Source organism: Actinomadura sp. K4S16, assembly GCF_008327685.1.
Taxonomy (GTDB): domain Bacteria; phylum Actinomycetota; class Actinomycetes; order Streptosporangiales; family Streptosporangiaceae; genus Spirillospora.
The window spans coordinates 562,687-576,073 of record NZ_BDDE01000015.1; the positions used below are offsets into that span (position 1 = coordinate 562,687).

General features: G+C 73.2%; 12 protein-coding genes. 4 read left to right on the forward strand and 8 right to left on the reverse strand.

Annotated elements, in window-relative coordinates:
* Positions 1-58 precede the first annotated feature (58 nt).
* Both K4S16_RS23795 and K4S16_RS23800 read right to left on the reverse strand, forming a co-directional pair.
* Entirely contained in the window at positions 59-2,092 is a 2,034-nt protein-coding gene (locus K4S16_RS23795; RefSeq protein WP_149261182.1) for an MFS transporter, read from the reverse strand.
* Positions 2,093-2,209: 117 nt separating this feature from the next.
* Positions 2,210-2,611, reverse strand: coding sequence for a hypothetical protein (locus K4S16_RS23800; protein ID WP_235037017.1), 402 nt, complete (start codon positions 2,609-2,611; stop codon positions 2,210-2,212).
* Positions 2,612-2,717: 106 nt separating this feature from the next.
* On the opposite strand from K4S16_RS23800, the gene K4S16_RS45155 reads away from it, so the two are divergent.
* Positions 2,718-2,882 carry a hypothetical protein gene (locus K4S16_RS45155; RefSeq protein WP_200842050.1) on the forward strand — a complete coding sequence of 55 codons (165 nt, stop codon included), beginning with the start codon at positions 2,718-2,720 and terminating at the stop codon, positions 2,880-2,882.
* 220 nt (positions 2,883-3,102) lie between these two features.
* Complete coding sequence (locus K4S16_RS23805; protein ID WP_149261183.1) at positions 3,103-3,978, forward strand: class I SAM-dependent methyltransferase; 876 nt, start codon at positions 3,103-3,105, stop codon at positions 3,976-3,978.
* A 58-nt stretch (positions 3,979-4,036) separates the two neighbouring features.
* Here the strand turns inward: K4S16_RS23805 and K4S16_RS23810 are convergent, their stop codons facing one another.
* The 4 genes from K4S16_RS23810 to K4S16_RS23825 form a co-directional block, all read right to left on the reverse strand.
* Positions 4,037-4,840: a hypothetical protein gene (locus K4S16_RS23810; protein ID WP_149261184.1), complete on the reverse strand. Its 804-nt coding sequence runs from the start codon at positions 4,838-4,840 to the stop codon at positions 4,037-4,039.
* 174 nt (positions 4,841-5,014) lie between these two features.
* Positions 5,015-6,010 (reverse strand): zinc-dependent alcohol dehydrogenase family protein, encoded by a 996-nt coding sequence (locus K4S16_RS23815; protein WP_149261185.1) that lies wholly within the window; start codon positions 6,008-6,010, stop codon positions 5,015-5,017.
* A 4-nt stretch (positions 6,011-6,014) separates the two neighbouring features.
* Positions 6,015-8,342: a SpoIIE family protein phosphatase gene (locus K4S16_RS23820; RefSeq protein WP_149261186.1), complete on the reverse strand. Its 2,328-nt coding sequence runs from the start codon at positions 8,340-8,342 to the stop codon at positions 6,015-6,017.
* Positions 8,343-8,528: 186 nt separating this feature from the next.
* Complete coding sequence (locus K4S16_RS23825) at positions 8,529-9,230, reverse strand: metal-dependent transcriptional regulator (RefSeq protein ID WP_149261187.1); 702 nt, start codon at positions 9,228-9,230, stop codon at positions 8,529-8,531.
* A gap of 99 nt (positions 9,231-9,329) precedes the next feature.
* On the opposite strand from K4S16_RS23825, the gene K4S16_RS23830 reads away from it, so the two are divergent.
* Positions 9,330-10,037 carry a UdgX family uracil-DNA binding protein gene (locus K4S16_RS23830; protein WP_149261188.1) on the forward strand — a complete coding sequence of 236 codons (708 nt, stop codon included), beginning with the start codon at positions 9,330-9,332 and terminating at the stop codon, positions 10,035-10,037.
* 32 nt (positions 10,038-10,069) lie between these two features.
* Here the strand turns inward: K4S16_RS23830 and K4S16_RS23835 are convergent, their stop codons facing one another.
* Both K4S16_RS23835 and pdxH read right to left on the reverse strand, forming a co-directional pair.
* Positions 10,070-11,368, reverse strand: a complete 1,299-nt coding sequence (locus K4S16_RS23835) for an MFS transporter (RefSeq protein ID WP_235037018.1) — start codon at positions 11,366-11,368, stop codon at positions 10,070-10,072.
* The gene (gene pdxH, locus K4S16_RS23840) at positions 11,365-12,018 is read right to left on the reverse strand and encodes a pyridoxamine 5'-phosphate oxidase (protein WP_235037019.1); all 654 of its coding nucleotides are present in this window, start codon (positions 12,016-12,018) and stop codon (positions 11,365-11,367) included. The genes K4S16_RS23835 and pdxH overlap by 4 nt, the downstream gene beginning before the upstream one ends.
* Before the next feature lie 183 nt (positions 12,019-12,201).
* Here pdxH and K4S16_RS23845 point away from each other — a divergent pair, with 183 nt between their 5' ends.
* Positions 12,202-13,314, forward strand: a complete 1,113-nt coding sequence (locus K4S16_RS23845) for a citrate synthase 2 (protein ID WP_149261191.1) — start codon at positions 12,202-12,204, stop codon at positions 13,312-13,314.
* Positions 13,315-13,387 lie beyond the last annotated feature (73 nt).

Genomic DNA, 13,387 nt, shown 5'->3' on the forward strand with positions numbered 1-13,387 from the left:
CAGTATGAGATTACATCGCTCACGGCGCAACGCTATGTGAGCTGGGTCTCGGGGGAGCCTACGCTCCCCGCTCCGCGGGCCGCGTTCCGGGACCCAGGACCTCGCCGTCCGCCTCGTCGCCGAGGGACTCCTCCGCCAGCCGCGAGAGGACGTCCGCGAGTTCAGGATGCTCCTCGGGGGCCCAGCCGTCCAGATGCCGGGCGAGCCCCTCCCGCCTGGCGGCGAACAGGCGCTCGGCGGCGTCCCGCCCCGACGGTGTGACGGTAAGAGTGCCCTCCCGCCGCAGGACGTAACCGGCGTCGACGAGCCGGTCGACGTACGGGCGGCCCTGCTCGGCCCGGACGCCCGCGCGCTCGGCGAGCTCCCGGCCGGTGACCGTCCCGTCCCTGGCGATCCGGCACAGCGCCCACACGCTGCCCGCGGGCAGCGAGACGCCCGAGTGCGCGGCGAGGCGGTCGTACATCTCGAAGGCCCTGGCGTCCTTGCGCATCAGCTCGCTCAGGGCCCGCTCCATCTCGTGCCTGGACGAGCGGACGGTCGGCGCCGCGCCGAAGCCCTCCCCGTAGTCGGGCGTCCGCGAGGTCGCCCGCAGCGGGACCTCGCGCAGGAACCAGGTCAGGACGAACGCGACCGCCGCCACCGGCACCGCCCAGAAGAACACCGAGTCGATCGACTCCGCGTAGGCGTGCAGGACGGCGTTCTTGACCGCGGCCGGGTACCGGTCCAGCAGCCCCGGGTTCCCCTGGACGGCCGCCGGATCGAAGCCCGGCGGCAGGACCCGCGCCAGATCCGCCACATGCCCGGCGAGCTGGTTGCTGAAGACCGAGCCGGACACCGCGACGCCGAACGACCCGCCGATCTGCCGGAAGAAGGTGACGCCGGACGTCGCCGAGCCCAGGTCCTCGTACGCCACCGCGTTCTGGACGGCGATGACCAGCACCTGCATGACCAGGCCGAGACCGAAGCCGAGCAGCGCGAACCGCAGGCTCATGCTCAGGGTGGTGGAGTTCTCGTCCAGCGCCGAGCACAGGTACAGCGCCAGCGCGATGATCGGCGTGCCGACCATCGGATAGATCTTGTAGCGGCCGAACCGGGTGATCAGCTGCCCGGAGCCGATCGAGCTGAGCAGCATGCCGAGCATCATCGGCAGCAGGTAGACGCCGGACAGCGTGGGCGAGACGCCGTGCACCACCTGGAGGAAGATCGGCAGGAAGGTCAGCGCGCCGAACATCGCGAAGCCGACCGCGAAGCTGATCGCGCCGCCGAGCGCGAAGACCGGATGGCGCAGCAGCGCCGGCGGCATGACCGGCTCGGCGGCGCGCCGCTCCACCAGCAGCCACAGCGCGATCAGCACCACCGAGCCGGCGGCGAGGCCGATGACCGGCGCGGACAGCCAGGGGTAGCGCGTCCCGCCCCAGGTCGTCATCAGCACGAGCCCGACGGCCCAGCCGACGATCAGCAGCGTGCCGAGGTAGTCGATGCGGTGGCGCTCCCGCTCGCCCGCCGCGTGCAGGACGGCGGCGATCACCGCCAGCGCCACCACCCCGATGGGCAGGTTGATGTAGAACACCCAGCGCCACGTCAGGTTGTCGACGAACCAGCCGCCGAGCAGCGGACCGCACACGCTGGCCACGCCGAAGACCGCGCCGAACAGCCCCTGGTAGCGGCCGCGCTCGCGGGGCGGCACCACGTCCCCGACGATGGCGACGGCGAGCACCATCAGCCCGCCGCCGCCGAGGCCCTGCAGGGCGCGGAACACGATCAGGCCCGCCATGTTCTGCGACAGCCCGCACAGCGCGGAGCCGATCAGGAAGATGACGATCGACGCCTGGAACAGCCGCTTGCGGCCGTACTGGTCGCCGAGCTTGCCCCACAGCGGCGTCGACGCGGTGGCGGAGAGCAGGTACGCCGTGACGACCCACGACAGGTGGTTGAGCCCGCCGAGCTCACTGACGATCGTCGGCAGCGCGGTGGACACGATCGTCTGGTCCAGCGCCGCCAGCAGCATGGCGAGCATGAGGGCACCGAGGACGACGTAGAGCTCCCTGCCCTTCGGCATGGCCCGCTCGTCCCGCGCCGCCGTCGCCGTCATGCCCGTCTTCCCCCTGCCGCCGTCCCCTGCCGCCGTCCCTGTGCCGGATGCGTGCGGGGATGCCTACCCACGAGCCGGACGGGATCACGCGGCCCGTGCGGGCGGCCGGGGAGTCGGTCAGCTCACCAGGTCGCGGCCGACCTTCGCGGCGCCGATCGCGGCCGCGCCGCCGGCCACCCCCGCCGTTCCCGCGGTCACCCACAGCGGCAGGCCCTTGCGGGTCTTCAGCCCGCTCACCAGGTCGATCGAGTCGACGGCGAGGCCGATCCGCGCCCACAGCCGGCGCCCCGAGTCGTCGCCGCTGAGCAGGTAGCCCGCGCCGAGCGCGATCTCCCGGGCGGCGAACATCCGCACCATGAGGTCGCGGCCGGGGTCGGCGCCGCCGCCGAGCCCCATCAGCTTCACGGTCAGCCTCGGCACCGCGAGCGCCGCGAGCCCGAGCGCGACACGGCCGCGCGCCAGGTTGGCCGCCATCTCGTCGACCCTGTCCCGGCCGTCTGTTTCCTTAGCATCTGCCACAAAGGTGAGAGTATCGGCCGACCGTCACCCCCCGACCGGCGGGTAACCCCCTCCTTACCCGTCTATGGTTCAAAGAGGCGGCAATCCCCCCGGAACGAAGGCGGCCATGGACGAAGGCATCCTCGCTCTCATCGTCGTGTCACTCCTCGCCGCGTTCTGCGTGCGCTGGGCCGCGATGCGGCTCCGGCTTCCCATGCCGGGCCGGATGGCGGTCATCATCGTCTTCGTCATCGTCGTCCTGACGCTGTACGGCGAGCACCTGCGGAACTGAAGGGCGCGGGCCGGACGGCGGACGGATTTTTCGCGGCCGTTCCGAACCTCCCGGCCCGACCGGGAGTCATAACTGGCGAAACCGGCTTCACGCCCGTTCGACGTCCCGCCGACGCCGACGCGCCCACCTCTGGCGGGTGGGCTCCCCCGGCCCGCGCCTGCGCGGCGGACGCGAACGGAACCCCGTACGGCGAAGCCGGCCGAGCCGAGGGAGAGCACCCGTGCCGCATCCGGCGACCGCCGTCCAGGAGACCGGGGGCACGATCGCCCCGCATCTGAGGCGCCTGCTGGAGTTCGTCGAACCCTGTCCCGATGACGTGTGCCTGGACGTCGCGCGCGGGCGCGGCCCGATGCCCGCCGCGCTCGGGCCGCAGGTCCGCCACATGACCGCGGTGGACGCGACGCCCGTGACGGCGGCGTCCACGTCGGCCAGGTCGGCCCGCATGGAGACGGTGGAGTTCGGGACGGGCCCGGTCCGCATCACCGGCGGGACCCGCGACCCGGACGGCGCCCGCGACGGCCAGGACGGCGGCGACGGCGCCCGCCGCCCCCCGGCCGCCGTGACGCGCGAGGATCCGCGGCCGCGCCCGGCGGGTCCGGCGCGGCGCGACCCCGTCAAGGCGGACGCCACCGCCCTGCCGTACAGGGACAACACGTTCTCGCTGGTCACGGCCCGCTTCTCGCTCTACACCCTGGGCGATCCCGACGACGTGCTGCGGGAGTTGCTGCGGGTGTGCCGGCCGAGCGGGCGGGTGGTCATCGCCGACCTCGTCCGCGGCAACCTCTCCGGACCCGAGCGCGACCGGATCGAGCGGCTCCGCGACCCCGACCACCCCGGCACCCCGTCCATCGCCCGGCTCACCGAGATGATCACCTCGGCGGGCGGGAGCATCCGGCGGCTGGACGTGTTCACCGTGGAGCGTCCCGTGGAGCCGTGGCTCGCCGGGGCCCGCGACGACGCCGCGGCCGACCGCATCCGCGAGGCCATGCTCGACGAGGTGGACGGCGGTCCCCGCACCGGCGCCAAGCCGCGCGTCATCGGCGGCGAACTCTGGTTCACCCAGTCCTGGGCCCACGTCGCCGCGGAACCCATCTAGCAACGCGAAGGCCCGCGCCGGGGAGCACGGCGCGGGCCCGTTCGCCGGTGTCAAGCCGTCACTTCTTGCGGATGCCCATCGTCGGGTACATCTCGGAGTACCCCTTGCCGCCGAAGTACGAGATCAGCTCCGCGTGGTTCTTGCCGGACGCGGACGGCAGGCCGCCGCGCAGGTCGGCGATCGGCGCGGCGAACCCGCACCCGGTGGTCTTCGGCACGGCGAACGTGTCGTCGGTGGCCCTGATCCTGACCCAGAACGTGCCGTCCGGCCCCGAGGCTCCAGTGATGTCCGGAAGGTCCAGGTTGAGAGTGATCGGCGCCGCGTTCGACCCGACGTAGCACGTGTCTCCGAGCAGCTGGTTGATGAGCTTCAGCTTCAGGTCCAGCCGGGTCTTGCGGTTGGGGATGTCGATGTCGATCTTCCCGGCGTACTGGGGCTTCACCTTCAGCGCGAGCAGCGGGATGCTCTCGCTCCCGGGGACGCCGAGGGCGCCGCCGGCCACGCTCATCGCCGTGCTCCGCATCTTCACGAACTTGGAGATCTCGGCGCCGGTCTTCGGGTCGTAGCCGGCCAGCAGCGTGATCCGCATCGGCGCGGTGATCTGCTGGTCGATGTTGCCGATCTTCATGCTGCCGCCGTTGGTCACCAGCACGTTGCAGTACCAGTTCGCGGGGTCCGCGCCGACCGGCAGGACGTCGGGACAGTCCGACAGGTCCAGCGTCGCGGGCGGGGCGTCAGCGGTCGTCTGGGCGCTCGGAGCCGGGGTCGGCTCCGCGGACGCCGCGGGGGCGGTGGCCAGGGCGGTGCCGGCGAGGCCCGCCGACAGGGACAGTGCGGCCAGCCGCTTGATGATTGACGACACGGGGGTCCTCTCGCAGGAGTGAAACGCGGCGGGGGGCCTCCCGAGTCGGCCTGACCGAAGTAGGCTACTCGCGAGTATGGAGCGATCCAACGGCATGCGAGACGCGGTGTCAATAGGGCTCGCCCCGCCGGCGAATGCCAGGTGAGAGGTGCCGCTCGCGAAGGATGCGGAGGGTCAGGGGACCAACACGGCCGCGCCGGTGAAGCGGTCTCCGGCGAGGTCGGCCAAGGCGCGGTCCGCGTCGTCCAGGCCGTAGGCGTGCGTCGTGACGGCGACGCCGAGGCGCGCGGCCAGCGTCAGGAACTCCTCGCCGTCCGCCCGCGTGTTCGCCGTCACCGAGCGGACCTGGCGCTCCTGGAACAGGTGCCGCTGGTAGTCCAGGGGCGGGACGTCGCTCAGGTGGATGCCCGCGACGGCGCAGGTTCCGCCGCGGTCGAGCCGTTCGAGCGCGGCGTTCACGAGTTCGCCCGCCGGCGCGAAGATGATCGCCGAGTCGAGCGGGGCGGGGGCGGCGTCGAAGGAGTCGCCCGCCCAGGACGCGCCGAGCTCGCGGGCCAGCTCGCGGGCGGCCGGGCTGCGGGTGAACACGTGCACGTCGGCGCCCTCGGCGAGCGCGATCTGCGCGGCCAGGTGCGCCGAGCCGCCGAACCCCCAGATGCCGAGCCGGCCGCCCGGCGGCAGGGACGCGCGGCGCAGCGCCCGGTACCCGATGATCCCGGCGCACAGCAGCGGGGCGGCGCGCACGTCGTCCAGCTCGGCGGGCAGCGCGTAGGTGTAGGCGTCGACGGCGAGCGCGTACTCGGCGTAGCCGCCGTGCGCGTCCCAGCCGGTGTAGACCGAGGACGGGCACAGGTTCTCGGCGCCTCGGCGGCAGAACCGGCACGCGCCGCACGTCCCGCGCAGCCACGCGACGCCGACGCGGTCGCCGGGCCCGTGCAGGCAGCCGGGGCCGGCGGACACGACCTCCCCGACGATCTCGTGGCCCGGCGTCACGCCCGGCAGGTGGACGGGCAGGTCGCCCTCGGCAACGTGCAGGTCGGTCCGGCAGACGCCGCACGCGAGCACGCGGACCAGCAGCTCGCCCGGGCCGGGCGAGGGCACCTCGCGGTCGGCGCGCCGGAGCGGCCCCGTCGCCATCGGGGACGGCTTCTCGACCACCCAGGCGCGCACCGGCTCATCCCGGGTTCAGCGGCAGCTCGAACCAGACGGCCTTGCCGTCGGCGGTCGGACGGGCGCCCCAGCGGGTGGCGAGCTGGTCGACGAGGTACAGGCCGCGGCCGCCCTCGTCGGTCTCGCCGGCGCTGCGGATGCGCGGCAGCCGCATGTCGGAGTCGAACACCTCGACCCAGATCGCGCCCGCGCCGCGGCGCAGCCGGAGCCGGAACTCCTTGGTGGGCGGCTCGCGGCGGCCGAGGTCGGCGCCGAGGTTCCAGTCGTCCTCGTCGAACGCGCCGCCCTCGAACGGGTCGCCGTCCAGGGCGCCGAAGTCGGTGTTGAACTGCACGGGCGGCGGCGCGCCCAGCGGCTCGCCGCCGCGGCCCGGCGGCCCGGCCGGGACCGGGACGACCATCTCGCGGCGCGGCGTCGGCGTGGAGGTGGCGTGCAGGACGACGTTCGTGACGACCTCCGACACCAGCAGGCACGCGAGCTCGGCCTGCTCGTCGAGCATCCCCCAGGCCGCGAACGCGTCGGCGGCCATCCGGCGCGCCTCCGAGACCATGATCGGCTCGGCGGTGAAGGTGCGCTCCTCGACGGCCAGCTCCTCGGCGGCGGTGCGGATCACCACGATCGCGACGTCGTCGTCGATGTCGCCGGGCACCGCGTCGTAGGCGGCGTTGGCGATCGCCTCGACCCCGCCGTGCGCCACCTCGGCGACGGCGGCGCGGACCATCTCCCGCGCCTCCTCGCGCGTGTAGTGGTCGCCGTCGTCCTTGGAGCGCCGGTCGATCAGGCCGTCGGTGTAGAGGACGAGCGTGGAGCCCGGCTTCAGCTCGGCCGACTCCTCGTTGAAGAGGAGCTCGCCGCCCATGCCGGGGGCGCGCAGGCCGAGCATGCCGCCCTCGCTCTCGAAGTCCAGCTCGCTGACCTCGCCGTCGACGACCAGCAGGGGCGGGTCGTGCCCGGCGTTGGCGAACTCCAGGACCCGCGACCACGCGTCGTAGACGAAGTAGGTGCAGGACACCAGGGGCGGCCGGACGAGGTCGTCGCTGTTCCAGCCGGACCGCATCCGCTCGGGCCGCGTCATCGTGCGGACCCACTCGTCGAGCTTGCGCAGGATGTCGGCGGGCGGCTTGTCGTCCTGGGCGAAGGCGCGCAGCGCGGCGCGGAGCTGGCCCATGACGGCGGCGGCGCGCGCCCCCCGGCCCTCGACGTCGCCGATGACGAGGCCGACGCGCCCCGCCGACAGCGGGATGACGTCGTACCAGTCGCCGCCGACCTGCGTCTGGATGCCGTGCCCGTGCGACTCCAGCGGGCGGGCCGGCTCGTACCGCCAGGCGATCTGCAGGCCGTCCAGCCGGGGCGGCCGGTCGCCGGGCAGCAGGTGCTTCTGGAAGGCGAGCGCGGTCTCGCGCTCCTCCTCGAACAGCAGCGCGTTGTCGACGGCGAGCGCGACCCGGCTGGCGATCGCGCCGAGCAGGTCGCGGTCGAAGCCGTCGTAGTGCGGGTCGGGCCGCTTGGACAGGTTCGACAGCGCCAGGCTCATCACGCCGAGCAGTTCGCCGCGCACCAGCAGCGGCGCGGAGATCACCGAGGTGATGCCCATCTCGTGGCCGAGCCGCTGGGACGACTCGTTCGGCGCGGTGAACCGGTGCTGGATCATGTCCTCGACGAGGACGGCGTCGCGGCGGTCCATCGCCTTGGCGCTGAAGTGGCCGGGCGGGTAGGAGACGGGCTCGCCGACCTCCGCCCACGTGCCGGGCGGCGGCTCCCAGTCGCCCGCGTGCCGCGACACCCGCCGGTAGAGGCGGTCGCCGCTGTAGAGGTCGATGAAGCAGTGGTCGGCGAACTGCGGGACCAGCGTGTCGGCGACCCGGCGCAGGGTGCTCTCCAGCTCCAGGGACCCGGCGAGCCGCTCGCCGATGCGCTCCATCAGGCCGTAGCGGTCCTGCTCGCGCTGGTTGGAGCGCAGCGCCTCGCGCGCGAAGATCACCACTCCGTCGACGGCGCCGGACGGGTGCCGCAGCGGGACGGCGTGCGCGCGCGTGTAGACCGTGGTGCCGTCGGCGCGCAGGTTGCAGAAGGTGCCCTCCCACACGCCGCCCTTGAGGACGTGCCTGGCGAGCTCGGTCGCCTGCTCGTGGTCCTCCTCGGCGATGCCGAGCGACAGGATGGAGTGGCCGATGAACGCGTCTCCGCCGAAGCCGAACAGCTGCCGGGCGAAGGCGTTGCCGTAGATGATGTTGCTGAAGCGGTCGCAGACGATGACCGCCATCTCCATCTGCGCGAGGACGGTCTCGGGCGGCAGGTGCGCCTCGTCAGGCGCTTCCCCCCAGTGGCTCATCTCCCCATCCCGATACCCGTCCCGATCCTCGCCCCGTTGATCACCGCACGTCGCGGCGCGGGCGTCCTACGTGGTCGCCTCGTCGTATTGAACGACGAACCCGCCGTCGGGATACGCCCGGAAGACGCGATGTTATGGAGATCTTCGGTATAGACCGTCGAGGCGGGGGTGCACACGCGGACCGTGTCAGCGCCTGCTGACGAAGACGTGCTCGGCGATGCCGCGCGGCAGTTCCGTCGCGGGACTGTCGTCCTCGTCGTCACCGATCACCCGCACCCCGTCGTCGGTCGCCCGGAGAATCACTTCTCGTCCCGGTTGTATCCCTATCTGCTTGAGTCTAAGCATCAGGTCGCTGTCGCTCTGCACCTGCTCGCTGATCCGCCGGATCACCACGTCCGCGCCCTGCGGGCTCGCCACCGCGGTCATCACCGCCAGCGGCGCCTCGTCGGCGTCGTCGCCGTGCCCGCCCAGCTCGTCGAGGCCGGGGATCGGGTTGCCGTGCGGGCAGGTGGTCGGGTTGTCCAGCAGCGCGACCAGGCGGCGCTCGACGTCCTCCGACATCACGTGCTCCCACCGGCACGCCTCGATGTGGACGTCCTCCCAGGGCAGTCCGATGACGTTGACCAGGAGGCATTCGGCGAGGCGGTGCTTGCGCATCACGCGCGTGGCCAGACCGCGGCCGCTCTCGGTCAGTTCGAGGTGCCGGTCGCCCTCGACCCGCAGTAGCCCGTCGCGCTCCATCCGCGCGACCGTCTGGCTCACCGTCGGGCCGCTCTGGGAGAGCCGCTCGGCGATGCGCGCGCGGAGGGGGATGATCCCCTCCTCTTCGAGCTCGAAGACCGTCCGGAGGTACATCTCCGTGGTGTCGATCAGGCCGTGTGAGGTCACAGCTCCCTCCAGTCTTATGGGCAAGAGTCTACTTGCTCGGACCCCACGTCGCCGGGTCCCGCGAATATCCCCGTCAAGCCGGGTACGGGGCAACGCAAGATGAACGCGAAACCTTCCCAAGACGCGGAACCGTTCCTGCCCGGGACCCCGGAGGGGCGGGCCGACCTGGACGCCCTGCGCCGGGCGGCCGAGGGGTGCCGCGGATGCGACCTCTACCGGAACGCCACGCAGACCGTCTTCGGCGAGGGCTCCCCCGGCGGGCGGATGGTGCTCATCGGCGAGCAGCCCGGCGACCAGGAGGACCGCAGGGGCCACCCGTTCGTCGGCCCCGCGGGGCGCGTCCTCGACCAGGCGCTGGAGGAGGCCGGGATCGAGCGCGGCGACGTCTACGTCACCAACGCCGTCAAGCACTTCAAGTACAAGAAGCCGGAGGGCGGCGGCAAGCGGCGCATCCACGAGACGCCCAACGCGGGCGAGATGCGAGCGTGCCGCCCCTGGCTCCTTGCGGAACTGCGGCTCCTGGACCCGGAGGTCGTCGTGGCACTGGGGGCGACCGCGGGCAAGGCGCTGCTCGGCTCCTCGTTCCGGGTGACCAGGCAGCGCGGGCGGCTGCTCCCGATGCCCGACCTGGAGACGCTCGGCACCCCGGCCGCCGGGCGGGAGATCGGGGACGAGCCGCCCGGTGCGGCCGAACCGCGGCTCCTCGCGACGATCCACCCGTCGGCCGTCCTGCGCGCCGAGGACCGCGAGGCCGTGTACCAGGGCCTCCTTGAGGACCTGAAGATCGCCGCCTCGGCGCTCGGCTGACACCCGCCCGGCGCCTCGGTGCTCCGGCGGCCTCAGCGCTCGGCCGCCACCGCCTCGGCCGTGACGGTCTCGGCGGTGCGGGTGTCGTAGCGGAGCAGGGCGGGGACGGCGAACCCCACCGCGATGACCAGCGCGGCGCAGGCCAGGCCCCCGCCGACCCACGAGGCGGTCGCGCCCACGGCGCTCGCGGTCGCCCCCGCCCGGACGTCCCCGAGCCGGGGCCCGCCCGCGACGACGACGGTGAAGACGCCCTGGAGCCGTCCCCGCATCCGGTCGGGCGCGTAGGTCTGGAGCATGGACTGGCGGAAGACCGACGACACCAGGTCGGCCGCGCCGCCGACGGCGAGCAGCGCCACCGCGAGCCAGAGATGGCCGGCCAGCCCGGACGCCGCGACGGCGAGCCCCCAGACGGCGATGGACGCGACGAGCGCGATCCCCTGCCGGTGCACCCGCCCGATCCAGCCGGACGACAGCCCGCCGAGGAACGCGCCGACCGCGATCGCGGCGAACAGGTAGCCGACCGCGCCCTCGCCGCCGAACCGCGTCTCGGCCACCTCGGGGAACAGGGCGCGGGGCATGGCGACCGCCATCGCGATGACGTCCACGACGAACGACATCAGGAGCACCGGCTGCGTGGCCAGGTAGCGCAGGCCGTCGAAGACCGACCGCAGGCCGGGCGTGCCGGTCATCTCGCCGAGCGGCGGGATCGGCGGGAGCCGCAGCGCCGCGTACAGCACCACGGTGAACAGCACGGCGTCGAGCGCGTAGGCCGCCGCGTAGTGCCAGTGGGCGAGCAGGACGCCGGCGAACAGCGGCCCGGCCAGCATCCCGAACTGGCTCGCGGTGAAGTTGAGGGTGTTGGCCGCCGGGACGAGCGGCCGGTCGACCAGCCGGGGGATGATCGCGCTGCGGGTCGGCGAGGACACCGCGAAGCCGACCGCCTGGACCGCCACCACGGCCATGATCAGCGCGAGGCTGCCCACGCTCAGCAGCGCCTGGACGAGCAGCAGCAGCGTCGCCGCCCACATGACGCAGGACGAGGCGAGCAGCAGCCTGCGCCGGTCCATGTGGTCGGCCACCGCGCCGCCCCACAGCCCGAACACGATCAGCGGGACGAGGTTGACGACGCCGAGGGCGCCCACCCAGGCCGACGACCGGGTCATGTCGTAGACCTGGACGGGGACCGCGACGGCGGTGACCTGGAACCCGACGAACGACACGCCCTGCCCCAGCCACAGCCGCCGGTAGGCGGGGTGGCCCAGCGGGCGGGTGTCGATCGCGAGCCTCCGCAGCCGCCTGCGGCGGGCCGTCCCGGGCGGTTCCGCTGTCACGGAGACAGTCTCTCCGCCACCCATCCCCTCTCGTCTCCCGGGGTCGTCCGGCGGTACCGGATCCGGTCGTGGAGCCGGTCGCGGCGGCCCTGCCAGAACTCGATCGACTCGGGGACGACGCGGTAGCCGCCCCAGAAGTCCGGCAGCGGGACGGCGTCGGCCGCGTCCGCCTCCGCCGCGCCGGAGGGCCGTCCGGAGGCCGGATCCGGCCAGCGCGAGGCCGCCTCGGCGTAGCGGCGCTCCAGCACCTCGCGGCCGGGGATGACGCCGGACTGGTTCTCGCTCGCCCAGGCGCCGATCCGCGAACCGTACGGGCGGGTTCGGAAGTAGGCGGCCGACTCCTCGCGCGCGAGCTCGAGGACCGGTCCCGCGACCCGCACCTGCCGGTACATCGGATGCCACGGGAACACCAGCGCCGCGCGGGGGTTCTCCGCGAGGTCGCGCCCCTTGTGGGACGTCAGGTTCGTGAAGAACCGGAAGCCCTGCGGCCCGTAGCCCTTGAGCAGGACGGTCCGGGCGCTCGGGACGCCGTCGCCGGACGCGGTGGCGAGGATCATCGCGTTCGGTTCGGCCAGCCCCGAGGCGTGCACCTCGGCGAACCAGGCGGCGAACAGGGCGAGCGGGTCGGCGGGGAGCGCCGACTCGGACAATTCGCCCCCCTCGTAGGATCTGCGGAGCCGTGCGGGATCGGGCGTTGGGGAATCCACAGCGTCCGAGCCTCTCACCTGGGCCTTGTGCAACTCACATGACCCCTGGGTACTGGTCAGTAAGGCGGACAGGGTTCAATGGCACGGCACCGCCTTATCACTCTTGGGGACGAAAGGCAGGACGACATGTCCGACTTCAAACCCGGTCTCGAGGGGGTCGTGGCCTTCGAGACCGAGATCGCCGAACCGGACAAGGAGGGCGGCGCCCTCCGCTACCGGGGCGTCGACATCGAGGAGCTCGTCGGCCGCGTCTCCTTCGGTGACGCCTGGGGGCTCCTGGTGGACGACAGCCTCGACCCGGGCCTGGCCCCCGCCGACCCGCACCTGCTCCCGGTCACCTCCGGCGACGTGCGGGTGGACGTGCAGAGCTCCCTCCCCACCCTCGCCACCGCGTACGGGATGAAGCCGCTGCTCGACATCTCCGACGAGGAGGCCCGCGCCGACCTCGCCCGGGTGTCGGTGACGGCGCTGTCGTTCGTGGCGCAGTCCGCGCGCGGCGTCGGCAAGCCGATGGTCCCGCAGAGCCGGATCGACGAGTCCGGCACCATCACCGAGCGGTTCATGGTCCGCTGGCGCGGTGAGCCCGACCCCAAGCACGTCCGGGCCATCGACGCGTACTGGGTCTCGGCCGCCGAGCACGGCATGAACGCCTCCACCTTCACCGCCCGCGTCATCGCCTCCACCGGCGCCGACGTCGCGGCCAGCATGTCCGGCGCGATCGGCGCGATGTCCGGCCCGCTGCACGGCGGCGCCCCCGCCCGCGTCCTGCCGATGATCGAGAAGGTCGAGCAGCTCGGCGACGCCCGCAAGGTCGTCACCGACATCCTCGACTCCGGCGAGCGGCTGATGGGCTTCGGGCACCGCGTCTACCGCGCCGAGGACCCGCGCGCCCGCGTGCTGCGCCGCACCGCCAAGGAGCTGGACGCGCCCCGCTTCGAGGCCGCCAAGGCCCTGGAGGACGCGGCGCTGGCCGAGCTGCGCGAGCGCCGCCCGGACCGCCCGATCGAGACGAACGTGGAGTTCTGGGCCGCGGTCATCCTCGACTTCGCCGAGGTACCGACCGCGATGATGCCCGCGATGTTCACCTGCGGCCGCACCGCGGGATGGGCGGCGCACATCCTGGAGCAGAAGCGCACCGGCCGCCTCGTCCGGCCGAGCGCCCGGTACACCGGCCCCGGCAGCCGCTCCCTCAGCGAGGTCGCCGGCGCAGCGGAGGTCCTCAAGCGCCAGGCCGGCTGACCGGCCCGTCCCCCCGCACCGACGCGCCTGAGGCCCCCGGGAGAACCGGGGGCCTTTGCCGTGTCCGGAGGTC